This window comes from Bacillus sp. T2.9-1, from assembly GCF_950097965.1.
Lineage (GTDB): Bacteria > Bacillota > Bacilli > Bacillales > Cytobacillaceae > Niallia > Niallia hominis.
The window spans coordinates 45,072-70,764 of the sequence record NZ_CATNHG010000075.1 but is presented as its reverse complement, the minus strand read 5'-3'; the positions used below and the strand labels follow the sequence as shown (position 1 = coordinate 70,764).

Annotated in this window: 25 protein-coding genes; 2 read left to right on the top strand and 23 right to left on the bottom strand. The window is 35.2% G+C overall.

The window, feature by feature from the left end; translation table 11 throughout:
• Positions 1–103 precede the first annotated feature (103 nt).
• The 11 genes from mtaB to gpr form a co-directional block, all read right to left on the bottom strand.
• Positions 104–1,456, bottom strand: coding sequence for a tRNA (N(6)-L-threonylcarbamoyladenosine(37)-C(2))-methylthiotransferase MtaB (mtaB, locus tag QQZ16_RS06435; protein ID WP_251627500.1), 1,353 nt, complete (start codon positions 1,454–1,456; stop codon positions 104–106).
• Between the two features lie 5 nt (positions 1,457–1,461).
• Complete coding sequence (locus QQZ16_RS06430; RefSeq protein ID WP_284561204.1) at positions 1,462–2,205, bottom strand: 16S rRNA (uracil(1498)-N(3))-methyltransferase; 744 nt, start codon at positions 2,203–2,205, stop codon at positions 1,462–1,464.
• 124 nt (positions 2,206–2,329) lie between these two features.
• Positions 2,330–3,277: a 50S ribosomal protein L11 methyltransferase gene (gene prmA / locus QQZ16_RS06425; RefSeq protein WP_031536590.1), complete on the bottom strand. Its 948-nt coding sequence runs from the start codon at positions 3,275–3,277 to the stop codon at positions 2,330–2,332.
• Positions 3,278–3,297: 20 nt separating this feature from the next.
• Positions 3,298–4,425, bottom strand: a complete 1,128-nt coding sequence (gene dnaJ, locus QQZ16_RS06420) for a molecular chaperone DnaJ (RefSeq protein ID WP_031536589.1) — start codon at positions 4,423–4,425, stop codon at positions 3,298–3,300.
• A 180-nt stretch (positions 4,426–4,605) separates the two neighbouring features.
• Positions 4,606–6,435, bottom strand: coding sequence for a molecular chaperone DnaK (dnaK, locus tag QQZ16_RS06415; RefSeq protein WP_031536588.1), 1,830 nt, complete (start codon positions 6,433–6,435; stop codon positions 4,606–4,608).
• A gap of 35 nt (positions 6,436–6,470) precedes the next feature.
• Positions 6,471–7,067, bottom strand: a complete 597-nt coding sequence (gene grpE / locus QQZ16_RS06410; RefSeq protein ID WP_031536587.1) for a nucleotide exchange factor GrpE — start codon at positions 7,065–7,067, stop codon at positions 6,471–6,473.
• A gap of 120 nt (positions 7,068–7,187) precedes the next feature.
• On the bottom strand, positions 7,188–8,216 hold the full coding sequence (gene hrcA / locus QQZ16_RS06405; protein WP_031536586.1) for a heat-inducible transcriptional repressor HrcA: 1,029 nt from the start codon (positions 8,214–8,216) through the stop codon (positions 7,188–7,190).
• A gap of 203 nt (positions 8,217–8,419) precedes the next feature.
• Positions 8,420–9,559, bottom strand: coding sequence for a radical SAM family heme chaperone HemW (gene hemW / locus QQZ16_RS06400; RefSeq protein ID WP_284561203.1), 1,140 nt, complete (start codon positions 9,557–9,559; stop codon positions 8,420–8,422).
• 196 nt (positions 9,560–9,755) lie between these two features.
• Positions 9,756–11,591 carry a translation elongation factor 4 gene (gene lepA, locus QQZ16_RS06395; protein ID WP_235247966.1) on the bottom strand — a complete coding sequence of 612 codons (1,836 nt, stop codon included), beginning with the start codon at positions 11,589–11,591 and terminating at the stop codon, positions 9,756–9,758.
• A 102-nt stretch (positions 11,592–11,693) separates the two neighbouring features.
• The gene (locus tag QQZ16_RS06390) at positions 11,694–12,041 is read right to left on the bottom strand and encodes a YqxA family protein (protein ID WP_031536583.1); all 348 of its coding nucleotides are present in this window, start codon (positions 12,039–12,041) and stop codon (positions 11,694–11,696) included.
• Between the two features lie 174 nt (positions 12,042–12,215).
• Entirely contained in the window at positions 12,216–13,337 is a 1,122-nt protein-coding gene (gene gpr, locus QQZ16_RS06385; RefSeq protein WP_031536582.1) for a GPR endopeptidase, read from the bottom strand.
• A gap of 207 nt (positions 13,338–13,544) precedes the next feature.
• Between gpr and rpsT the strand changes: the two genes are divergently transcribed.
• The gene (gene rpsT / locus QQZ16_RS06380; RefSeq protein WP_031536581.1) at positions 13,545–13,811 is read left to right on the top strand and encodes a 30S ribosomal protein S20; all 267 of its coding nucleotides are present in this window, start codon (positions 13,545–13,547) and stop codon (positions 13,809–13,811) included.
• 149 nt (positions 13,812–13,960) lie between these two features.
• Here rpsT and holA read toward each other — a convergent pair whose 3' ends face one another.
• From holA to QQZ16_RS06360, 4 genes are all read right to left on the bottom strand, one after another.
• Positions 13,961–14,983, bottom strand: coding sequence for a DNA polymerase III subunit delta (gene holA / locus QQZ16_RS06375; protein WP_031536580.1), 1,023 nt, complete (start codon positions 14,981–14,983; stop codon positions 13,961–13,963).
• Positions 14,984–15,615: 632 nt separating this feature from the next.
• Entirely contained in the window at positions 15,616–17,946 is a 2,331-nt protein-coding gene (locus tag QQZ16_RS06370) for a DNA internalization-related competence protein ComEC/Rec2 (RefSeq protein ID WP_235247948.1), read from the bottom strand.
• Between the two features lie 46 nt (positions 17,947–17,992).
• Positions 17,993–18,571 (bottom strand): ComE operon protein 2, encoded by a 579-nt coding sequence (locus QQZ16_RS06365; RefSeq protein WP_031536578.1) that lies wholly within the window; start codon positions 18,569–18,571, stop codon positions 17,993–17,995.
• Positions 18,572–18,723: 152 nt separating this feature from the next.
• A complete protein-coding gene (locus QQZ16_RS06360; RefSeq protein ID WP_031536577.1) occupies positions 18,724–19,362 on the bottom strand; it encodes a helix-hairpin-helix domain-containing protein in 639 nt (212 codons plus the stop codon).
• Positions 19,363–19,450: 88 nt separating this feature from the next.
• On the opposite strand from QQZ16_RS06360, the gene comER reads away from it, so the two are divergent.
• On the top strand, positions 19,451–20,284 hold the full coding sequence (gene comER / locus QQZ16_RS06355; protein WP_031536575.1) for a late competence protein ComER: 834 nt from the start codon (positions 19,451–19,453) through the stop codon (positions 20,282–20,284).
• Between the two features lie 159 nt (positions 20,285–20,443).
• Here comER and QQZ16_RS06350 read toward each other — a convergent pair whose 3' ends face one another.
• The 8 genes from QQZ16_RS06350 to QQZ16_RS06315 are packed head-to-tail and all read right to left on the bottom strand — an operon-like array spanning position 20,444 to position 25,481.
• Positions 20,444–21,190, bottom strand: coding sequence for a class I SAM-dependent methyltransferase (locus tag QQZ16_RS06350; RefSeq protein WP_031536574.1), 747 nt, complete (start codon positions 21,188–21,190; stop codon positions 20,444–20,446).
• Complete coding sequence (rsfS, locus tag QQZ16_RS06345) at positions 21,187–21,543, bottom strand: ribosome silencing factor (RefSeq protein WP_031536573.1); 357 nt, start codon at positions 21,541–21,543, stop codon at positions 21,187–21,189. Before rsfS ends, QQZ16_RS06350 begins: the two co-directional genes overlap by 4 nt.
• Before the next feature lie 4 nt (positions 21,544–21,547).
• Entirely contained in the window at positions 21,548–22,114 is a 567-nt protein-coding gene (gene yqeK / locus QQZ16_RS06340) for a bis(5'-nucleosyl)-tetraphosphatase (symmetrical) YqeK (RefSeq protein ID WP_284561202.1), read from the bottom strand.
• Entirely contained in the window at positions 22,104–22,673 is a 570-nt protein-coding gene (locus QQZ16_RS06335) for a nicotinate-nucleotide adenylyltransferase (protein ID WP_284561201.1), read from the bottom strand. The genes yqeK and QQZ16_RS06335 overlap by 11 nt, the downstream gene beginning before the upstream one ends.
• Positions 22,674–22,695: 22 nt before the next feature.
• Positions 22,696–22,989 (bottom strand): ribosome assembly RNA-binding protein YhbY, encoded by a 294-nt coding sequence (gene yhbY, locus QQZ16_RS06330; protein WP_016202941.1) that lies wholly within the window; start codon positions 22,987–22,989, stop codon positions 22,696–22,698.
• The gene (gene aroE / locus QQZ16_RS06325; protein WP_031536570.1) at positions 22,983–23,822 is read right to left on the bottom strand and encodes a shikimate dehydrogenase; all 840 of its coding nucleotides are present in this window, start codon (positions 23,820–23,822) and stop codon (positions 22,983–22,985) included. The genes yhbY and aroE overlap by 7 nt, the downstream gene beginning before the upstream one ends.
• A gap of 36 nt (positions 23,823–23,858) precedes the next feature.
• Complete coding sequence (yqeH, locus tag QQZ16_RS06320) at positions 23,859–24,962, bottom strand: ribosome biogenesis GTPase YqeH (protein WP_235247946.1); 1,104 nt, start codon at positions 24,960–24,962, stop codon at positions 23,859–23,861.
• 3 nt (positions 24,963–24,965) lie between these two features.
• Positions 24,966–25,481 carry a YqeG family HAD IIIA-type phosphatase gene (locus QQZ16_RS06315; RefSeq protein ID WP_235247945.1) on the bottom strand — a complete coding sequence of 172 codons (516 nt, stop codon included), beginning with the start codon at positions 25,479–25,481 and terminating at the stop codon, positions 24,966–24,968.
• Positions 25,482–25,693: the final 212 nt, after the last annotated feature.

Sequence of the window (25,693 nt, the reverse complement as noted above, 5' to 3'; positions counted from 1 at the left end):
TCTTGAAAAATATATATTCAAGCTCTTTAGAATACTAATTCAAAAGAGCTTGAGTAACTTATTATATATTAAATGTAAATCAACAAAATAAGAAATGCTATGGTTAAGATACTATCGCAGCCTGATCTTCCATTTCCTCTAATATGCGGACAAATTGCCCTTCATTTACAGGATAACCAGCTTTTGTTATTTTTACTTTAACAATTTTCCCTATCATTTCTTCTGTAGCAGGGAACACAACTTTTAAATAGTTATCTGTATAGCCAACAAAGAGTTTTCCATTGCCATCCTCTTTGTATACTTCTTCCGGAATGACTTCTACTACTTCCCCTTCATAGTTAGACGCATATTCTTTTGCAAGTTGATCAGAAAGAGAAATCAATCGATGAACACGTTCATTTTTTACTTCTTCGTCAATTTGGTTGTCCATACGTGCGGCAGGAGTTCCAGTTCTCTTAGAATATGGGAACACATGTAATTCAGAAAATTTATGGTCTTTTATAAAATTATATGTTTCCATGAACTCTTCTTCTGTTTCGCCTGGGAAGCCAACGATAACATCAGATGTGATAGCAAGTCCTGGTAGAGCTTCTTTTAATTTTGTAATTCTTTCTGCAAAAAATTCCATCGTATATTTTCTTCTCATTCTTTTTAAAACAGTGTCAGAACCTGATTGAATAGGAATATGAAGATGGTTTACGACAATTTTGGATTTATCCAATACTTCAATAACTTCATCTGTTATTTGACTAGCTTCAATGGAAGAAATACGTAGTCTTTTCAAGCCCTTTACTTCTGCTTCTAAGTCTCGAAGTAAGTTTGCAAGATTATAATCCTTCATATCTGAACCATATCCACCTGTATGAATCCCTGTTAAGACAATCTCTTTATAGCCAGCATCCACTAATTGTTGTGCTTGTTTAATGACATCTTGTGGATCCCGAGAACGCATTAAACCTCTTGCCCATGGAATAATACAAAATGTACAAAAATTATTACAGCCTTCTTGAATTTTTAATGAAGCTCTTGTTCTATCTGTAAATGCAGGTACATCCATTTCCTCATATACGCGGTTTTTCATAATGTTTCCAACCGCATTAATTGGTTGTCTTTCTTCTTTGTACTGTGCAATATACTCTAGCATTTTTACGCGATCCTGTGTACCCACTACAATATCAACACCAGGAATAGCCATAATTTCTGCTGGTGACGTTTGTGCATAACAACCTGTAACACAAATAACTGCGTCAGGATTTTTCCGCACTGCACGACGAATAACTTGTCGGCTCTTCTTATCGCCTGTATTTGTAACTGTACATGTGTTAATAACATATACATCAGACATATTTTCATATTCTACACGTTCATAGCCCTGTTGTTTAAACAACTGCCAGATCGCTTCTGTTTCATAATGGTTTACTTTACATCCTAATGTGTGAAAAGCAACTGTTGGCATTTTTATCACTCCATCAATTCAAAATGATAAGATACAGCAGACAACAGATACAATGGAGCTGTCTCTGTTCTTAATATTCTTGGACCAAGTCCACATAATTCAAAACCATGATCTTTTAATAACGTAACTTCTGCTTCTGTTAGACCACCTTCTGGTCCAAATACAGCAAGTATTGATTGTCCCTTTGCCATTGACTTAAGTTTCTTCGTTAAAATAGACGATTCGCCTTGTCTTGCCTTTTCTTCGTATGCTACTAACTTTACATGAAAGCCTTCTGAAAGTTTAATCAATTCTTTTATATCAATTGGGGTATTTACTTTAGGAATCATCGTCCGATGAGATTGTTCTGCTGCTTCTTTCGCAATCTTATTCCAGCGAACAAGCTTTTTCCCACCTTTTTTCTCATCCCACTTAACGACAGAGCGAGCTGCTATAAAAGGGATAAACTTAAAAGCACCTAATTCTGTCCCTTTTTGAATAATCCATTCTAGCTTATCCCCTTTTGGCATTCCGCTCACAATGGAAACAGAAACAGGAAGCTCTATTTCTCCTTCTAACCATTGTACCACCTTTGCCGTCACTTCGTTTTCGGAAATATTTGCTATCTTACAACGTGCTACCTGTTGTTTATCATTTACACAGTATATTTCATCTTCCATATTCATTCGCATAACACGAACGATATGATGATAATCATCTTCTTGGATAATAAATGTATCTTCTTCATTTTTAGCAAAATAACGCTGCAATCGAAATACCTACTTTCCTTTACCCAATAGATAAGGAAGAATCGTAAAACGAAACTTCCTTTTTCCTTTAGTCTATACGCTTACCCTTTTTTAGCTTTAACCGTAAAAAGATATAAGTTTATAGTTACTCACTCATTCTTTTTTGAGCAGTAATACTAACCCAATCTTCCATTTGAACCGTTTCTATTATTTCTAGTCCAGATGCAATAATAGCATCCTTTACTTCTTCTTTTTTCTGAAGAATTATACCAGAAGCAATAAAGTAGCCGTCTTTATGAAGTAAACGGTACACATCATCTGTAAAACGCACAATAACCTCTGCCAATATATTTGCAACAATCACATCTGCCTGTTCATTTATTCCACTCAATAAATTATTTTGACAGACCGTTGTCGTTTCATGAACCTTGTTTAATTTAATATTTAGTTTTGCAGAACGCACCGCAACTTCATCCAAATCTAGGGCAAGCACAGATTTAGCTCCTAACATTGCCGCAGCAATGCTTAATACACCAGAACCAGTCCCAACATCAATAACTATATCCTCTTTTTTAACTATTCTTTCCAAAGCTTGGATACATAATACAGTTGTTGGGTGGGTACCTGTACCGAAAGCCATGCCTGGATCTAATTCAATTATTAATTCATCCGTATGAACAGGTGTATAATTCTCCCATGTTGGTACAATGGTAAATTTCTCTGATATTTTTACAGGATGATAATATTTTTTCCAAGCAGTAGCCCATTCTTCTTCATTAACTTCCATGATGGAAACTTTGTTTAAACCAATATCAATATTAAATAGTACTAAATTATTGATGTTTTCTTTAATTGCCTCTACTGTTTCTCCAAGAAAACTATTGATTGGTAAATATGCTTTAACTAGGACGCCTTCTTCAGGATAATCATCAGGATTTAGTTGGTAGATTTCGCCGAATTGGTCTTCTCTTTCTTTAATTAATTCAAAGGGATCTTCAATCACTACCCCACTAGCACCTGCTTCATGCAAAATATTTGAAATAGGTTCAATCGCTTCATTTGTCGTATGAATTGTGATTTCTGACCATTTCATCTCTACCAACTCCTTTTTGATTATTCACCTTTAAACGCTTTTTTTACTTTAGAGAAAAAGCTGTCCTCTTCTTCTCCTTGAGGGGAAACTCCAGATACATCAGCAAATTCTTGTAATAGTTGCTTTTGCTTATCTGATAACTTTGTAGGTGTGACTAAACGAATGATAACATGCTGGTCACCTTGGCCATATCCACGTACATTCGGAATACCTTTGCCTTTAAGTCGGAATTTCGTTCCAGTTTGTGTCCCTGCAGGCACTTTTAGCTTCACTTTTCCATGGATGGTTGGTACTTCCACTTCATCTCCAAGCGCAGCCTGAACAAACGTGATTGGCATTTCACAATATACATCTTCTCCATCACGTTCGAAGAACTCATGTCTTCTTATGTGGAATACGACATATAAATCTCCTGCTGGTCCCCCGTTTGTGCCAGGTTCTCCTTGGCCTGTGACTCTTAATTGCTGACCATCATCAATACCGGCTGGAATTTTAACACTGATTTTGCGGCGTTTTTTCACTTTACCTGTTCCGCCACAAGTAGAACATTTATGTTTAATCTCTTTACCAGTTCCATTACAGTAATTACATGTTCTTCTATTCACAATACGACCGAATGGTGTGTTTTGCTCCACATTCAGTTGACCTGTACCGCTACAATGCTTACATGTAACTGGCTTAGTGCCTGGCTTTGCTCCTGTTCCATTACATGTTTCACAATTTTCTTCTCTTGGTATTTCAATTTCAGTTTCTTTACCAAATGCCGCTTCTTCAAACGAAAGGGTCATCGTATACTGTAAATCAGCTCCTTGACGCGGTGCATTTGGATCTCTTCTTCTGGATCCTCCACCACCACCAAAGAAAGTGCTGAAAATATCTTCAAAACCGCCAAAGCCACCGAAATCTGAGCCGCCACCAAAGCCTTGGTTAGGATCTGTATGTCCAAATTGATCATAATGAGCTCGTTTTTGGTCATCACTTAGTACTTCATAGGCCTCTTTCACTTCTTTAAACTTTTCATCTGCATCTTGTTCTTTATTAATATCCGGATGATACTTTTTTGAAAGCTTTCGATAAGCCTTTTTTATTTCATCCTTAGAAGCTCCTTTGCTAACTCCAAGGACTTCATAGTAATCTCGTTTGTCCATAATTGATTACCACTCCCCGATTCTTTTCACATAGATGCTATTGTATCATTTTGCATTTCCAAAGTACAATAGTTTCTTCCTAACTTTCTTAAATATCGCCAAAAAACATCTAAAAGAAAAGCCAAAGTCAAGATAACCTGACTTTGACTTTTTTTCTAATTATATATTGTTTTCATTCGTTTATTTATCGTCTTTTACTTCTTCAAATTCTGCATCGACTACGTTGTCATCTTTATCAGATGCTCCGCCCTCTGCTCCTTGTGCAGCTTGTGCAGCTTGAGCAGCCTCTTCATATAATTTCATAGAAAGAGCTTGAACGATTTCTTGAAGAGCTTCTTTTTTCGCACGAATATCTTCTAATTCGTTTTTCTCAATAGCAGCTTTTAAAGCGTCTTTTGCCTCATTCGCTTTGGCAACTTCGCTTTCGTCCACTTTTCCTTCTAAATCTTTCAATGTTTTTTCAGTAGTGAATACTAATTGATCTGCTTCATTACGTAGTTCCACTTCTTCTTTACGCTTTTTATCTGCTTCAGCATTTTCTTCTGCTTCTCTTACCATTTTGTCGATTTCTTCATCTGACAAGCCTGTAGAAGATTTAATTGTAATAGTTTGTTCTTTGTTTGTGCCAAGATCTTTCGCACGAACATTTACAATACCGTTTTTATCGATATCAAATGATACTTCAATTTGCGGAATTCCACGTGGTGCTGGTGGAATATCAGCTAATTGGAAACGGCCTAATGTTTTATTATCTGCAGCCATTGGGCGCTCCCCTTGAAGCACGTGGATATCAACAGCTGTTTGGTTATCTGCAGCAGTTGAGAATACTTGGGACTTAGACGTTGGGATTGTTGTATTACGATCGATTAGCTTCGTAAATACTCCACCCATAGTTTCGATACCTAATGAAAGTGGTGTGACATCTAAAAGAACAACATCTTTAACATCACCAGTAATTACTCCACCTTGGATAGCTGCACCCATTGCAACTACTTCATCAGGGTTTACCCCTTTATGTGGCTCTTTGCCGATTTCTTTTTTGATTGCTTCTTGAACTGCAGGGATACGTGTTGAACCACCTACAAGGATAACTTTATCAATTTCAGAAGCGTTAAGATTAGCATCTTTAAGTGCTTGACGAGTTGGTCCCATTGTACGTTCTACTAATGAAGCAGAAATTTCTTCGAATTTAGCACGAGATAAAGTTACTTCTAAGTGAAGTGGCCCAGCTTCTCCAGCTGTGATAAATGGTAAAGAAATTTGTGTAGAAGCTACACCAGAAAGATCTTTTTTCGCTTTCTCTGCTGCGTCTTTCAAACGTTGTAAAGCCATTTTATCTTTGCTTAGATCAATGCCATTTTCTTTTTTGAATTGTTCTACTAAATAATCGATAATAACTTGGTCAAAGTCATCTCCACCAAGACGATTGTCACCAGCAGTTGACTTAACTTCAAATACGCCATCGCCAAGCTCAAGGATAGATACGTCAAAAGTACCTCCCCCAAGGTCATAAACTAAAATAGTTTGGTCTTCCTCTGTTTTATCAAGACCATAAGCTAAAGCAGCAGCAGTTGGTTCGTTGATAATACGCTCAACTTCTAATCCAGCAATTTTACCAGCATCTTTTGTTGCTTGACGTTCTGCATCATTGAAGTAAGCAGGTACTGTAATAACAGCCTTTGTTACTTTCTCTCCAAGATACTCTTCTGCATAACCTTTTAAGTATTGAAGAATAATAGCAGAAACTTCTTGAGGAGAGTAGTTCTTGCCTTCAACTTCCACTTTATAATCTGTACCCATATGACGTTTAATTGACATAATCGTGTTTGGGTTTGTGATAGATTGACGTTTTGCAACTTCCCCTACTTGACGTTCTCCATTTTTGAATGCTACTACAGAAGGAGATGTTCTATTACCTTCTGGATTTGGGATAACTTTTGGTTCTCCACCTTCAAGTACAGCAACACAAGAGTTTGTTGTACCTAAATCAATTCCAATAATTTTACTCATGGAAATTTCCCTCCTATTATTTTAATATGTAATGCTTATTGACTTACTTTAACCATTGCAGGACGAATCACTCTGTCTTTTAACTTATACCCTTTTTGAAACTCTTCTACCACGATATTAGATTCCGTTCCCTCTACTTCCTCTTGCATAACTGCTTGATGAAGGTGGGGATCAAATTCTGTTCCAACCGCTTCAATAGCTTCTACACCTTCTTTTTTAAGAGCCTCAATAATTCCACGATAAACCATCTCCACACCAGTATATAAACTCTGTGTTTGTTCATCAACGGCTTCAATTTTCAATGCTCTTTCCAAATTATCGATGCTTGGTAATAAGTCCATTACTAGACTTTGTGCTCTATATGTTTGAGCCGCTTCCATGTCAAGCCTTGATCTGCGACGTGAATTATCAAAATCAGCCTGCAGGCGAAGATAGCGATTAGTTTCTTCTTCTAACTTAGCTTCTAGCACAGCAATTTTTTCATTTGCTGCCTTTAGTTCTTCCTCAACTGCATTTTCCTCATTGGAAGGAGTTGCTTCAGCCTCTTCAAATACTTCTTCAACAGTTTCTTCTACTTGGACATTTTCTTGTTGTTCCATCTCTGCACTATTTGTTGTTTTTTCATCTGCCAACTTGTTCACCTCCCTTAAAGGAATAATTATTCAAATGAAACCCGTACAGATTGGCAGAGTTGCCAATAAGTTAATAGGTTAGTTAATCCTAATTTCTACACTTTAAATATTCCACAGTAGTTATTTTTGATACAAATTAGTAAGTACTTTTGTCAGGTCATTCGATAAAATATTTAATAAGCTAACAACTCTTGAATATTCCATTCTTGTAGGACCAAGAATGGCGATTGATCCAATTTGCTCATTCCCTATACTGTAAGAAGCAGAGATAATACTGCAGTTTTCCATAGCGATATTATTATTTTCTCTACCAATTTTAATGCTTATATCAGAGGAATTATTGCGAATAAGCTCTGGGATTCCATCCTCTTTTTCAATCATATTCAACAAATTTCTTATCTTAGCAATATCATGAAATTCTGGTTGACTTAAAATATTGGTTTTTCCGCCAAAAAACAATTTTTCATGTGTTTCAATTTTTACCGTTTCTGAAAGTGAGTTGATTAAATACTCATAATTGCTAATATGCTGTTTCAACAAGGAAGCAACTTCTTTATAAATCTTGTTATGAAGCTTATCAATAGATACGCCCGTTAAACGTTCATTCAAGATATTTACCAGCTTCTCAATTTCACCAGCATGGATAGATTCAGGTAAATGAAACATTCTGTTTTCTACATGTCCTGAGTCTGTCACAATAATGGCAATGGCCGTATTCGTATTTAAAGGAACAATTTGAATTTTCTTCAATTTGTTTTCCTTAACGGCAGGCCCAAGGACAATAGTAGTATAATTTGTTAAATCAGACAATATTTTTGCGGATTTTTGTACAATATTTTCTAATTCGTATATTTTTTCTGCAAAAAGTGAGTTAATTCTCAAAATTTCTGAACGCTTTAATTTCTGTGGCGATAAAAGATGATCAACATAAAAACGATATCCCTTTTCTGAAGGTACTCGACCAGAAGAAGAGTGCGTTTTTTCGATAAACCCGGATTCTTCTAAATCTGCCATTTCATTACGAATGGTAGCGGAGCTAAACGTAATATTTTCTTTCTTTGATAAACTCCGTGAACCCACAGGTTGTGCTGTTGAAATAAAATCATCAATAATCACCTGTAATATTAATAATTGACGATCAGTTAACACATTAATCACCTCTGTTAGCACTCTTTGTTAGCGAGTGCTAAATCTATATATAAAGTAGCAAAAACAAAGGGGCTGTGTCAATAATTTGCTTCTGATTTCTACAAGAAATTTTTCCCTTTTCCCTTCCAACTAATCACAACAGAAGAAAAGTTTTCTTTCTTAGCCTTTAAAATGTTTAAAAGAAGCGAATACTTCTCCTGTTATTAGAGAACTCCAATAAACGATTGAAACACTTCATTACCTAAGAATCTTCCTTTATCGGTCAATTTCAAATATTCGCCCTGAATTTTGATTAGTCCTCGATCCAATAGCCCCTTTATTTCTTTCTCAAAAAGTTGTAAGACAGTATTATTATATTTTTTTTCAAAGGATGTTAAACTTACCCCTTGGTTTTTTCTTAATCCGAGAAATAATTCTTCCTCCATTTGTTCAACAAGGGATACCTTCTGTTCATGCATAATAGGAAATTCCCCTTGTTCTAATGGCTGCATATATTTTTTCAAAGGACCATAATTAGAGTAGCGGTTTCCAGCAATATACCCATGTGAGCCAGCTCCAAACCCAAAGTATTGCTCATTATTCCAGTAGGTTAGATTATGTCTACTTTTAAACCCAGGCTTGGCAAAATTACTAATTTCATATTGCTGAAAACCATGACTTGTCATCTCTTCCATTAACACCCCATACATGCTTGCTTCCACATCTTCACCAGGTGTTGGTAGTTTACCCTTTCTCATCAGGTTATAAAAAACGGTTTTTGGCTCTATAATAAGAGAGTAGCCTGAATAATGCTGGATATCCAATGAAAATGCAGTCTTTAATGTATCTTTGAAATCCTCCAGTGTTTGTCCTGGCAAACTATAAATTAAATCCACACTAATATTGTTAAATCCAATCTTTTTGGCAGCCTCAATGGATGAAAAAACGTCTTCCGCCTTATGTGTTCTGCCAATCCTTTGTAGTAGCTCATTATTAAAAGACTGAACACCAAAGCTTAGACGATTGACACCCCCTTCATAAAGAGCTTTTAATTTATCTTCTGTTAAATCACCAGGATTCGCTTCAAAAGTATATTCGATCCCCTGATGCTGCTGTAGTTCTGTATTAATGATTCCACAAAGTCTTTCTAGCTGCGAGGCAGATAAGCTTGTCGGTGTACCTCCCCCAACAAAAATGGTAGAAAGCGTTTGTTCCCCATACTTATCAAAGGTTAACTTTATTTCTTTCTCCAATGAATCTAAGTATTCATCTACCGGCTGTCCTTTTAAAAATACTTTATTAAAATCACAGTAGTGACAAATATGCTCACAAAATGGAATATGAATATATGCTGCTTGTATCAATTTTTCACAACCTTTAATTTAATCAACTCTATTACTAAACAGGGAAACCACAATCCCTGTTTCATTGGTAAAATAAGAAAAGAGGTTGATGCTATCTTTAGCACCTACCCCCTTTACTTATAGCAGTCAATGCACTTAATAGCAAGTTTCCTGCACTAGCTGTCATCCATGCTACTTTCGGCTCATCAACTGTATTTTATTTTTTTGTATTATTATCATCCATCCGTAATACGGCCATAAATGCTTCTTGAGGTACTTCAACGGAACCAACTTGCTTCATTCGTTTTTTCCCTTCCTTTTGCTTCTCTAGCAATTTACGTTTACGAGAAATATCGCCACCGTAACATTTAGCCAATACGTTTTTCCGCATCGCTTTAATGGTAGAACGGGCAACTATCTTTTGACCAATTGCCGCTTGGATCGGAACCTCAAACTGCTGGCGTGGAATAAGTTCCTTTAATTTCTCTACAATTACTTTCCCTCTTTCATAGGCAAAATCTTTATGAACAATAAAACTGAGGGCATCCACTTGTTCTGCATTTAATAAAATATCCATCTTCACAAGTGTAGAAGTTTTGTATCCAATCAACTCATAATCAAAGGATGCATAACCTCTTGTGTTTGATTTCAATTGGTCAAAGAAATCATACACAATTTCCGACAATGGGATTTCATACGTAATTTTGACACGAGTTTCATCCATATATTGCATATCAATGAATACACCACGTTTTAGTTGACATAATTCCATGATCGCACCGACATATTCATTAGGAGCCATCATTGTTGCTTTAACAAAAGGTTCTTCAATGCGTTCGATTTTTTGAGGATCTGGCATTGCCGACGGATTGTCTACCTTGATTTCAGTTCCATCTGTCAAAATAACATCGTAGATAACACTTGGTGCTGTTGTAATCAAGTCAATTTTAAATTCTCGCTCAATCCGTTCTTGGATAATCTCCATATGAAGAAGGCCAAGGAAACCACAACGGAAACCAAATCCTAATGCTTGAGATGTCTCTGGCTCAAATTGCAACGCAGAATCATTTAGTTCCAATTTTTCTAATGCTTCCCGTAAATCATTAAATTTCGCACTGTCTATTGGATACAACCCACAATAAACCATTGGATTTAACTTACGGTATCCTGGTAATGCTTCTGTTGCGCCATTCTTTGCATTAGTTATGGTATCCCCTACTCGAGTATCCCCAACATTTTTAATTGCCGCTGTTAAGAAACCTACATCCCCAACAGATAAGTGATCTGTAGGAGTAGCTTTCGGTGTAAATACTCCCACCTCAATAACTTCAAATTCTTTGCCTGTTGCCATCATTTTAATTTTGTCACCAGGTTTTACCGTACCATCAACAACACGGATATACGTCACAACCCCACGATATGCATCATATAGGCTGTCAAAAATAAGTGCTTTTAATGGCGCTTCTGGATCCCCTTCAGGAGCAGGAACTTTCTCAACAACTTGTTCTAGTATTTCCTCTATCCCTATTCCAGCTTTGGCAGAAGCTAGTACAGCCTCAGAAGCATCTAATCCAATTACCTCTTCAATTTCATTTCTAACCCTTTCAGGATCAGCACTTGGAAGGTCAATTTTATTAATAACCGGAACAATTTCCAAATCATTATCAATTGCTAAATAAACATTTGCTAATGTTTGTGCTTCAATTCCTTGTGCAGCATCAACTACTAGTACTGCTCCTTCACATGCAGCCAAACTACGTGATACTTCATATGTAAAATCCACGTGACCTGGTGTATCAATTAAATGAAGTGTATAGATTTCTCCATCATTTGCCTTATATTTAAGCTGGACTGAGTTTAATTTAATCGTGATTCCACGTTCTCTTTCTAAATCCATTGAATCTAATAGCTGATCTTTCATCTCACGTGCAGTGAGTGCGTTTGTTTTTTCTAATATTCTATCAGCTAGGGTGGATTTCCCATGATCTATATGTGCAATAATAGAAAAATTTCTAATTTTTGATTGTTTTTTTAGCATCTCTTCTCTGTTCATTTAGTTCACTCCTACAATAATCGCGCATGTACACTATTTTTGATTATAGCAGTGTGAAGAATAAGATTCAACGAAAAGTAAAATGAATTACTAAACAGTTTTCTAGTTTTCTTTTTCTTCAATTATATCTCCAACCAGACTTACGCCTTTTTCTGCCAATGAAGAAATGGTATCAGCTACTCCTTTACCGATACTTGACAATAAATTAAAAGCCCTCATTTCTTCTAATTGCTGTTTCTTTTGTTCTAAATCATGACTTGTAACGTTTTGTCCTAGGACGGAAGCCTCTACATTTCCATCCTCATTTTTTACGGAGACTGCACTTTGAAGCCCTTGATCATCATAGCCTCTCATTTTGTGAATCCCGCTATTTGCTTGCTGCATTCCGAATAAGACACATATAAACATTAACAAAACGATTCCGACAGCACCTAATGTATATAGTTTCAACTTGATCAATCTCCTTTAATCTAATTATCAAGTCTGCAATTCTCCATATATTAAAAAGAAAGGGAGCATCCCTAGAGATACATCCTTTCGTTCCATGGAAAAATAGCAATCATTTCCTAGCAACTCTATTAAAATGTATGAAAATACTAGGAAAGATAGAACTATTATTGTCAACTAGTGAGTATTATAACCAACATTTTCTTGATTAATGGCTGAATGAAGGGCAGCATTTAATCCATTTGCAAGTAAGTTAGCCATATCCTCAATAAAGACATCCACTTCTTTTGGCGTAACCATTAAATTATGACCTATTGGCGATAGCACTTCATAAATTAACTTTCTCTTTTCCTCTTCAGGCAATGTACCAATAATACCGAGAAAAGTCTTCCGATGCTGTTCTTCTGGCAAATCCTCCTCCGTTAATTTTCTTTTTTCTCCAAAGCTTAATCCTGCCGGTGCTAACGCTCTTGATGGCCTATTCCCTTCTTTTAGTTCTTTTCCAAAATGCTTCAAGATGTAATCTATCGTATCGCTCGTAATAGATACAGCATCCACCACCGTCGGTACTCCTATTGCAATCACTGGTCTTCCTAGTGTTTCTTCACTCAGTTCCTTCCGTTTATTTCCTACGCCAGACCCTGGATGGATCCCTGTATCTGAAACTTGGATAGTAGAATTTACACGGTCTATTGAACGTGATGCGAGTGCATCAATTACGATAACAAAATCAGGATTCGTTTTCTCTACTACTCCTTTAATGATATCGCTCGTTTCAATTCCAGTAAGACCCATTACTCCTGGGGCTAAACTTGATACTGGCCGATATCCCTCTTCCACGCTTTCTGGCTGCAATTCGTATAAATGCCTCGTTACAAGTATATTTTCACAAACCTGAGGTCCTAACGCATCTGGGGTAACATTCCAGTTCCCTAGCCCAACTACTAAGCAGGATGCATTTTCTTTAATATTGCTCTGCTTTAAAAATTGCGAAAACTCACTTGCAAAAACTTTCTCTACTTTCTCTTGCAATTTCGTATCCTGCTGTCTTATTCCTAATACTTCTATTGTTAAATATTTACCTTGTTTTTTCCCTATTATTTCTTCGCCCTTTTCTGTTACTTCCACATAGGACATTTTAATGCCATTTTCCTCTTTTTCCTTGATGATAACCCCTTCAAGCTGTGATTGATCCTGTTCATTTTGAACAAGCCCTTGTTTATGTAAAGCTAAATCCTTTGCCTCAATAGCTAAATCAGTCCGTATAGAATACATGCTTAAATCTAGTTTTTCCTCCATCGTTATCCCCTTCCAATTAAATTAATATAAGAATATTATTAGCATTGCCTTTCTCCCCAAAAAAATTCATATTGTCCAAATTAGAAGGAAGTCTTGCATTATTAGTCCTCGTTTGATAAAATATCACTTGTTCTTTAAGTTTTTTAGGAATGTATATATCGAGTTTAAATAATGAACTTGATGCTTCTTTTTAGGAGGTGAACGTAAATGCCAAATATTAAATCTGCTATTAAACGTGTAAAAACTAGTGAAGCTCGTAATGCTCAAAACACTACAGTTAAATCTGCAATGCGTACTGCTGTTAAAAAGACTGAAGCTGCTATTGCTCTTAATGATACAACTGCTGCAAATGAAAGTTTTGTAGAAGCTGCTAGTAAATTAGACAAAGCTGCTGCTAAAGGTCTTATTCATAAAAATGCTGCTGCTCGTAAAAAATCTCGTTTAGCGAAAAGAAAAAATGCTTCAAACGCATAATGAGTAAAAAAAGACTATCAATTAGATAGTCTTTTTTATGTCTTTTTATTTATTCAGCTATAATATTAACCCCGTAAATCAAAATATAAACAAAAACAGTAAGAGGGGTTTTTCATCCTACTGTTTTTGTCACTATAAATTCCGCTCTCCTACATTCCATGTCCTAATTGAAATAAAATCATTTCTATCACCATATTTTTTGGCATGGATCCTGTTTTTAACTGATAATCGCCTTCTGCAAATAGTTGGATGCATTTTGTTAATTCCTCTTCTGTAAAACGCTGAGCTTGTCCTGCGGCTAGTTTCACTCGGAATGGATGGACTTTTAAAACAGAGGCAATTTGCTGTTGCCCATATCCTTTTTGAGCTAGTGCTTTTACTTGATAGATTAAGCGAAATTGATTTGCTATAATCGAAAGTATTTTTAATGGCTCTTCATTTTGCTTTAATAAATCATAATAAATCCGTAAGGCTTCATCCATTTTTTTAGAGATTACTTTATCGACAAGGCTAAAGATATTTTGCTCCAATGATTTCGCCACTAATTCCTCGACAATTTCCTTCGTTATTAATTTTGAATCTTGTACATATAAAGCCATTTTATCAATCTCAGATGTTAAAAGGGATAAATTTGTTCCCGCAAGACTTAGGATCATATCCAATCCATCTTCATTTATTTCAACCTGATTATATGCTGCACGCTGCTTGAGCCATTTCTTCAATTCTTGCTCATTTAATTTTTTGGCTTCCAAAATAGACGCTGCTGTTTTTAACTGTTTTGTTATTTTTTTCCGTTCATCTAACTTTTCGTAACTAGCGATAAATATCATTGTAGTAAACGGTGAAGGCTGTTTCAAATATTCCTCCAATTTCTTTACATTATGCTCTACCTTTGACTTTGTTTTTTCAGCCGTAAGGAAGAATGGATTATTTAAAACAATCACTTTTCTATCGCCAAAAAAAGGAATTGTTTCTGCATCCTCTATCGCTAATTCTACCGGAGTTTCCTCCAAATCATATGTAGATAAATTAAAATCCTCATCTTCCTCATTTAATAAAGATTGCAACAATAAATATTTCGTTTCGTTTATTAGAAAAGACTCTAGTCCGTATAATAAATAGACAAAAGAAAAATCTTTGCGTTTAATTTTTTTCCATAATTCTTCGATCATTTCTTCTCCCCATTCCCTAAATAACTCTTTAGCATAAACCATTACTAAACCATTATTATATACGAAACTCCTATTTGTTGTCCTCTTTTTCAAAAATTAGCTCATTTATTAACAGAAAGAAGGTCCTCGAGAAAACTCCTCTCTTGCTTAAGAAATTTCTTCAAAAAAGCTTGCTTGCTTTTCCAAAGAGTACTAGTAGCAAAAAAAGGGAATCAGAGAAACCTTCCTTCAATCTATAATGAACGTTACATATCAAGGCCTAGGATACTTCATATGTAACGGTGCACTTGTATTATTACTAGTGTGCTCGAATGGCTTTAATCTATTTGTGTCAAGTCTTGACAGCTTAGGAAATGCAAAACAAGTCATTTTTTATAAGTATTTTTTGTTCACAGGTAAGAAAGTAGAAACGTTCTAAAGTCCATTTGCTATCTAGCATATGCTGGCTAACAAATTTCAGGTCTCCTTTTGCGTAAGCAGACACAAAAAAGCTATCGCACTTTGTGTTTCCTTAATCTAGTCGCAGCGCTTAGGTGTTTTGGCGATGTGCAAAGAGCTTAAGCATATCTTACAGTGGGATAGGTATTAGAGTGACATTGTTTATTGATTTAGCCATTCTCATTTGCTATATTCTATGGAATTTGCAATTGAAACGTTCCACCTTTTTCGGAAAAATAAAAAGAAATTCCCCCATTTTCATCTGTTCTAAATACTTTGACTTTACTTTCTTTTAAAGTAGAAAGCACTTCTTGACTTGGATGGTTATAACTATTATTTTCCCCAACTGATATAATAGCAATTTTCGGTTTAAGCTGCTCAATAAATTCACTAGTAGAAGAAGTTTTGCTTCCATGATGGCCCACCTTTAAAATATCTATATCCTTTAAAAGCGGATAGTTAAGCATTAACGCTTCTTCTCCTTCCTTTTCTAGATCACCTGTAAATAACCATGTTCTATTGGCAACCTTTGCATAAATTACAATCGAACCATTATTCTTCGTTAAATCCTCTGTCTCAAAAGGAGCTAAAACTAAAAAAGCATCCTTCCCAGTAGTCCATTTTTTCCCTGCTTGAATAAAGTGAATCGGAATTTTTTTCTGCTTTGCTAACGATAATAGTCTTTCTTTTTCTATCGAAGATTCTTCCGTTACATTTGGATACATTATTTCTTTTACATTTAATTGCTCTATTACAGCTGTACTTCCTCCAATATGGTCTAAATCACCGTGTGTCAATATTAGTTTATCAATCGTAGATATCCCTTTACTTTTCAAAAAAGGAACTACTGTTTTTGCACCTACTTCAAAAGGATCTTTTCGTTTTTGCCATTCCTCCATAGGAAAAGTTACCGTCCCACCAGTATCAATTAAATAAGTCCCCTTATTATATGGCAATTGAATGAGAATACTGTCACCTTGGCCTACATCAATAAAAGTAATTTCGCCTTTTGCTGAATAAACATTGTCAATGTATTGAAAACTAATAATCAATATAGGGATAATATAGAGCCAATTCCTCGATTTCTTTGGCATAATTTCATACAAAAAAAAGAAAATCGGTAAACTGACAATATAAGCGCCAAGCAAAACAGAAGATGGTCTTCCGAGAACAAGCGTACTAAAAGGATAGCTAGCAAGCTTTAATACCAGTTTATCTGAAAACATTAACATAAGATCCAAAGGAAAAGAAAAAAAGGATAATATTTGTGGAAATAGAAAAGAGAGAATATAAAGGCTAATTAAATACGGCAAAACAATAATTGTATAAAAGGGGATATAAATAAGATTCGCTACTAAAGATAGAGTAGGAATTTCATAAAAATAATACAATATAACAGGAATTACTGCATATTCGGAAATAAAAGTAGTAAAGAAATACATTTTGACGGTTGAGGTATGATAAGACCTAATTAGAGTGGAAGAAAGGATGAGGAAAAAACAAACAATAAAGGATAACAAAAAACCAATATTAAAAAGATTCCGTGGGTCGATAATTAAGCATAAACAAAAGACTACACTGATTATATCAATCATCGGCAAGCCAGAAAAAATTCGAAATTTATTTTTGGCCAATAGTACCATGGAGGTCAAAACAGCTCTAACTACCGATGGACTTATTCCTGTCAATACAGCATAAACGGGCAAGAGTAGTAAAAGAATTGTGCTAGCCCTTTCTTTCGTAATTCCAGCTCGGATCATCACAAAATAAAGTATCCCTATTAATACGACAACATGGGAGCCAGAAATAGCTAGTAGATGGATAATTCCTAAACGCTGATACGCAATTTGGAGGTTTTCGTCCATCATTCCTCGTTCGCCAAAAATAAGCGCTTCTGCAATAGGTACGGTTGTTTCTGAAAAATGTTCAGCAATCCAGATAGTCCCTTTTTCTCTCAGCTGCTTTAATGAAAAGAGGAGATTACTTTCTTCCTTACAGTTTGTTAAATTTAAATCCTGTGTTGCAAGTAACCAATAAATTGAATCATTTTTAAGAAACTGTCTATAATCAAACCCATTCTCGTTTCTTTGCGAAGCGGGAAGCGATAATGACCCCTGTAGCATACAAGTTTTCCCAATCACTCGCTCACTTTCTAAAAAATTTTTTTCTTTTTCTGTATTCATTTTGTAGGAAACGATTAATTTTTCTTTCGTTTGTTTATCACGCCCAACGGTCCTCCACCTATCCCCGTCTATATCAGCTGACTCTAGGAAAGTAATGATAAAAGAAGAATCATCTTCGCTTATCTCCGAGTGGTTTCCTATATTGTCATAACTACCCCTCACAAGAAAAAGGAGAAAGAAACAAATGAGAAAACCACTTAATCCTAATGTGATTTTTTTAGCCAAATAAAGCCATAGGATAAAAAGAATATATAATAGATAAAAAAATAATGTTTGAGAAAAAGAGCATAAAATACCAAAAAATGCCGAAATGGCGAAGAATAGAAATCTAGTTTGAAACATAAATCGCTCCTATCTACTGCTGTAGATCGGAAAAGGAAAAGAATTATCAAATAGACGTCTTTGCTGTAGGGATAATAGAAAATAATTCTTCTGCTCTTTTTTCCAACGTTTCCACATTAACAGTATCCGTATTATTTTCCTTTAATTGCTTAACAAGTGCTTCCACTAAAGCCTTTTTCTCTTCTTTTTTATCAAAATCATTTCTCTCCACTTGTACTGTTGCAATATTAGCCTGTTCAAACAGCTCAAGTGCATACGGATGATTTTTATAATCTATTGCATAATACACTGTCTTAATCCCTGCTTGTACAATCGCCTTGCAGCATTGGAGACAAGGAAAATGAGTGACATATATATCTGCCCCATCTGTAGGAACACCAAATTTTGCACATTGTAAAATCGCATTCATCTCTGCATGAATGGTTCGTACACAATGATTATCAATGACATAGCAACCTTCGTCTATACAATGAACTCCACCAGCTATGCTACCATTATATCCACCAGCAATAATACGCTTATCTCGTACGATAGTCGCTCCAACTGCTAATCTTGTACATGTGCTTCTTAATGCTAATAATTCACTTTGTGCCATAAAATACTCATCCCATGAAATTCTATCCAATTCCCATTCACTCCCATTAATTATCAAAGTTATGCAATGCAATAATCTAATTCTTCATTTAGTTTATCGAGAAGTATGTTGTGAGTCAATTATGAAAAGGAAGCTAAGCCATGGACATAACTCACCTAAATTTTCTGTAAAACATTTGTCTTTCACTTTATGGTAATGAATGCTTCTAATTTCTCATATGTTTTCTCGCCAATTCCACTTATGTTTTTGATATCCTCTTTTGTAGAGAAACCTCCATTTTGTTCACGATATTCAATGATTGCAGCTGCTTTGGAAGGTCCCACCCCTGGCAATTCAGTTAATTCTGTTTCACTAGCCTTATTTATATTTATTAATTCCTCATCTGAGGATAAGCTCGTCTGGTTTCCAGATTCGCTAATAATAGAATCTTCTTCCCCTATATATGGAACATAGATAATCATCTCATCTGTCACCTTCATCGCTAAATTCACCCCATTTTTTTCTCCTTTATCCAACATCCCTCCTGCTTTTTTTATGATATCATTCACTCGGTCTCCTTCCGTTGCTTCATAAACTCCCGGGTTTTTAACTGCGCCTTTTACATCTACAATCAGCAATTTATCTTGTAATCCCTCTTCCACACTATTACCATCTATCGCTGTTTCCTCCACACTGCTACCTGCAAATAAATCATCTTGCTGAATATAGTCTTCTTCCTCATTAGGTTGCATAAGGATAGGAGAATAATGATAAAGCACAAGAAAGAGTAAACAACCTAAAACAATAAAAATGAATTTTCTATTTTTTCGAAGCCAGTCCATGATAACTAATCATCCTTTCAGGTATATTTTTTATCTTTGCTTCATATCGTTATATGAGAAACCGCTCATTATAGGGGGGGAAGGAAAAATGAAAATTGGAATGATTGGTACAGGTAATATGGGGAAAATATTAATAGAAGCGATGATTGATGGAAATGCTATTTCCCCCGAAGACGTATTTATTTTTAATCGAACACTTTCCAAAGCATTAGAAATTAAGGAAAATTATCCAAACATAAATATATGCTCTAATGCTATTGAAATAGCAAAAGAAGCAGATCTTATTTTTTTATGTGTAAAGCCTCATGATATGTATGGTGTCTCTAAAAACATTTCTCCTGTTTTAACAAAGGATAAATGTGTCGTTTCCATTACAAGTCCAATTAGCCCTGACCAGCTTGAAACTTTCTTTAATTGCTCTGTTGCGCGGATAATTCCAAGCATAACAAATAGAGCATTAGCAGGCGTATCTTTGTTCTCTTTTGGAAGGAATTGTACAGAAGCTTGGAAAAATCAGCTGGAGAATTTCTATAAAAAGTTTTCGACTCCGTTAGAAATTGAAGATAATATTACGAGGGTAGCCTCTGATATAGTAAGTTGCGGACCAGCATTTTTTTGTTATCTTACTAGGAAGTTTATCGAAGGTGCGGTGGATGAAACGGAAATTGATTTAGAAACAGCAACTAAATTAGCTAGTGAAATGCTTATTGGGTTGGGAGAATTATTAAAGAAAGGTTATTATACTTTACCTACCTTACAGGAAAAAGTAAGTGTAAAGGGTGGTATCACTGGCGAAGGAATAAACGTATTAGAACGTCAACTAGGAGATACTTTTAACCAGTTATTTCAGGCAACACATGCAAAATATGAGGATGATCAGCTATCCCTTAAAAATCTTGTTTCAGGGCATAAAAATAGTTAATGCTAATAAAACATTCTATAAGACTAACGTAAATTCCTTCTTTCCATTTAAATTTTTTTATCCGCCTTTAAGATTTTCCAATCGGACATAAGAAAATGGAAATGATCCCTCTATGGAACATTTCCATTTTCTAATAATTATTTCAACTTAGATACTCTCTCACTTTTTCTTACAATAAAAGAAAATTCTTTCTGCATGATCCTCTATTGGACCATCAGAAAAATCTGCTTCTACTTTTAGAATAGCAAAACCAGTTTGCTCAAGCCATTCTCTATACTGTTCAACCGAATAGGTTCGTTGAAGATGGAGTTCATCGTAGCGAAAATACATATCTGTTTTTTCGTCAAGTTGAAAAAAGCTTAAATCATGCTCAACACTATTTGGATAGTCACCTTCGTAGCACTGCCAAATAAGGCTTACGTCCTCATCGTTGACAGCATAGGTTTGATTAATAAATAAATGATTCATTTTATACAAAGAATGAACATCGAATATAAATAGACCTCTTTCATCCAAATGTTCATAAACACTGTTAAATGTATTAACCACTTCTTCTTCTGTTTGTAAATAATTGATGGAATCACAGCATATACAAACAAGATCAAAAACAGGTAAACCTTCTAACTGAGACATATCTTGTTCAAGATAAAAAATCGATTCTCCTGCTTCCATCGTTTTTGCCTGGGCAACACTCAGCATATCCTCTGATAAATCAACACCAGTTACTTGAAAACCAGCCTGTGATAATCTAATCGCTAATTCGCCTGTTCCACATGCTAAATCTAGAAGGTTTGCTCCATCAACTTTATAATCGCTTGCTGCTTTTTTTATAAGCTCAATCCACTTATCGTATGGAACATCATTCATCAGTCGATCATAAAGATAGGCAAACTGCTCATAACTCATTGACTAATCACGCTTTCAATGTTTTCAACTGGCGCGTCTCCCCAAAGGCGTTCTAAATTATAATAAGTTCTTTCATCCCGGTGGAAAACATGAACGATAATATCACCTAAGTCAACTAAAATCCACTTTGCTTCATTATACCCTTCAAATCGTTTAACCGTGATGCCAAGCTCGCTAGCTTTATCTTTAATTTCATTTGCAATTGCTTGTACTTGCTTGTCTGAATTACCATGACAAATAACAAAATAATCTGCGACTAGAGAAATACCTTTCATATTTAGTGCAACAATATTTTCTGCTCTTTTCGCATCTGCTGCTTTTACTGCCGTCCATAATAACGTACGTTCATCCATTCAATCAACCTCCATGTTTTATACAATAACTATTATATGTTTCAAAACTCAAAGGAAATACTGCTCTATTATTCCGGATGAGAAACATGATCGTGTTTTTTACTGCTTGTAAAAATGCACGTTCAAAATCCAGTTCTGCTAATTCTCTTACTTCATCAACACCAGGAAAAGCTCTACCTGGTTCCATATAATCAGCCAAGTATACTATTTTTTCTAGCATACTCATTTCTGGTCTCCCCGAAGTATGGTATCTAATAGCATCTAGTATTTCCCTATCGTTAATTCCTACTTCTTTCTCTACTAGAAAAGCGCCAACTGGAGCATGCCAAAGTTCAGAATGAAACAATAAAAGATTAGGATTCATATTTTGCTCTAGGATAATCTGTTTCATTTCATCCTTCGGTCGGAATTTAGCGTAATCGTGAAAAATCGCTGCCATTTCTGCCTTTTCGACATTTCCGCCATATTTAGTCGCTAACTTAATAGCTGTTTCCATTACACCAATTGTGTGAATATAACGTTTTTCCGTTATCTGCTCTTTCACTATTTGTAATGCTTCCTCACGCTTCATATAATCGATTCTCCTCAATATATCTCTTTACTTCATCTCTTACTAAAAATGAAATGGTTTCTCCAGCTTTAACCCTTTCACGAATTAAGCTAGAGGAAATATTAATATCAGGAACCTTTACATACTGAACAGGATAATCTGTTCCAAGTTCATATTTAGGACGGTTTACACTAATGAATTGTACCATTTTCATAAGCTCTTGAACTTTATACCATTTAGGCAGATATTCTACCATATCTGCTCCAATTATAAAATAGAAATCAATATCTGGATAAGCTTCTTCTAATAGCTTCATTGTATCGAAGGTATATGATTTTCCTTCTCTATCCATTTCAATTGTTTGGATTCGAAAAGAAGTGTGTGCCTCTATCGATAACTGTACCATGTCCACTCGATGAGCATTCGTTACGTCCCCTGATTTCATTTTATGTGGAGGTTCTTGGTTTGGCATAAACCATATTTCATCTAATTTTTTTGCATGTAGCACTTCATTCGCAATGATTAGATGACCAATATGAGGGGGATCAAACGTTCCTCCTAATATCCCTACTTTTTTCAAAAATATCGCCTCTTCTGCGGAATTAAGATGGTAAATTAATCGTTTTATTTTCTTTAGACTCTTTATATAACACGATTGTATTGCCAATAATTTGAACTAGCTCACTTTTCGTGCCATTCACTAATTCACTTGCAACGGTATCTTTATCTTCATCGCAATTTTGTAAAATGCTTATTTTCAATAATTCTCTTACTTCTAATGCTTCACTTATTTGCTTAATCATATTATCATTTACGCCACCTTTTCCTACTTGGAATATAGGGCTTAAATGGTGTGCCTTTGCTCGTAAAAATCTTTTCTGCTTACCTCTTAACATGTTAATCCTCCTAATTGTGTCAAAACATTTTGCCTCATTCTAGTTGTATCTGGAAATACCCCTTGCCATTTTTCAAAAGCTAGGGCTCCTTGATATACAAACATATCAATCCCGTTTTGAGTTATTGCGCCTTTGGCTTTGGCATCCTTTAATATTTTTGTTTCCAATGGATTATAGATTATATCACTTACAAACGCACCCTCCATCACATTGCTCATTTGAATGGGAGAAGCATCTATTTTTGGTGACATTCCGATAGAAGTTGTTTGTATAATAAGACCATATTCTCCAAGCGTTTTTTCCGCTAGCGCAATTTCCATTATATTTGTTTTTACTGGATAAGGACATGCCTCTTTTAAGGCTTTTGCCTTTGAAATGGTACGATTGCAAATATCGACTTGTTCTACTCCATAATGAGCAAGAGTAAAATAAATACCCCTTGCAGCCCCACCACTTCCAATAATTAAGGTTCTTCGCTGTTTTATATCAGGAAGCTGCTTTAAAAGACCTTTTAGATATCCTTCTCCATCTGTATTATACCCAATCCATCGACCATTTTCACAAACTACAGTATTTACAGCACCAATAGCTTTACTCAACGGATCCAGTTCATCCAAAAAGGGAATAATAGCTTGTTTATGTGGTACGGTAACATTAAAGCCTGCCATGTTCATGTCCCTTAATTCACTTAAACCACTTTGCAGGAAATCCTTTTTTATATGTATCTTTTTCATCTCAGCATCTAATCCATAAAACTGAAAAAGATCATTGTGCATAATAGGTGACATGGAATGTTCGATTGGATCGCCAATTACTGCAAAATTCTTCCTCATACCGCTCTCCCTTTTCCCTTATGACATTTCTAATCCTTATATCAATGATTTACGAAGCATGGCATGAACCCCTTTTGGAACGTAAACAGATACTTGAATATTTGGTTCATTAACTGTAATCCAGCCTAAGCCCGAAAATACAATATCCGTCTTTGGCTCTTTTATGGAGAAATCGTGTCTTACTAATTCGGGAAATTCATCCATCTGTTCTCTGTTTGGAGGAGTTAATAACTCACCAGCATGCTTTTTATATAATTCATCTGCATTCTCCAATTTTGTTCGATGAATCATTATCTCGTTAGAAAAATAACAAACAAAGCTATTACGATCCCCTTTAACAAAATCAAATCGAGCTAGTCCACCAAAGTAAAGTGTTTGTCTGTCGTTTAATTGAAATATTCTCGCTTTGATTTCCTTCTTTGGAGTTATAACTTTTAAATCCTTTTTGTCAACAAAATGGGCCATTTGATGATGATTGATGATTCCCGGAGTATCCACTAAAAATTTCCCATCTGATAAAGGTATCTCAATGATATCTAGTGTTGTACCTGGAAAATGGGAAGTAGTGATTACATTTTCTTCTCCTGAAACCTCTTTAAGAATTCGATTAATAAATGTTGATTTCCCTACGTTTGTACAGCCAACTACGTAAACATTTTTTCCATTACGGTGATAATCAATTGCTTCTAAGACTTCCTTTACATTCTTCCCTCTTTCAGCACTAACAAGATACACATCTTCAGGTCTTAATCCTAAATCTTTCGCTTCTTTTTTCATCCAATTAACGACTTTCTGCTGTTTCACTGATTTAGGTAGAAGATCGACTTTATTTCCAATTAATAAAACCTTATTTTTCCCGGTAAAACGATGCAGACCAGGTAGCCAGCTTCCATTAAAATCAAATATATCTACTAATTTAACAATCAGGCTATCGCTTTTGCCAATCTCATTTAATATCTTTAAAAAGTCATCATCTGTTAATGAAACATCCTGTACTTCATTATAATGTTTTAAACGGAAACATCTTTGGCAAATTACCTCTTCTTTCTCCAGTGAAGAAGAAGGGGCATATCCTAATTCATTTTTATTATCCGTTTGAATGGCAACTCCACAGCCAATACAATGTATTCTTTCTGTCACTTATTAATCCTCCCAAGTCAATTTTCCGTTTCTACGAAACCAATTTAAAATTCTTCTTTCAATTTTCCGATTGATTCTTGTCATAAAACCATCTGTTTGTGCAACAGGAACTACTAAAATAGTATGAAACCCACTTCTATTTCCACCAAGAACATCTGTTAATAATTGGTCTCCGATTACTACTGTCTCTTCTTTTTTTACATTCATTTGCATTACTGCTCTTTTAAATGCTCGACCAAGTGGTTTGCGCGCAGCAAAAATAAAAGGAATATGCAATGGATCTGAAAATGACTTAACCCTCGTTTCCTTATTATTAGAAACAATTGTTACTTTAATATTATTTCTTTTCATTTCTGCAAACCATTCAATAATTTGCGGTGTTGCAAGCGGGCGATCCCATTCTACTAACGTATTATCTAAATCAGTGATAATCCCTTTAATTCCTTTTTCTTTTAAGCTTTCGGGTGAAATCTCAAATATATTTTTTACAAACTGATCAGGTAAAAATTGATTAAACACTTAAAATACACCTCTTGTCTCTTTTATATCTATGTTTTTACCAATATATATGCTTCTCTTTTTATGGTAACCATTTTTCACGGTAGAAGAAAGTAATATTATACCGTTTTTCTTCTTAAAGAAGATACAATATCTATTCTTTTTTTGATAATAATAAAATAATTTTCGACAAAAATCGCATTTTTCAACATATGTGGATAACATTATGCACA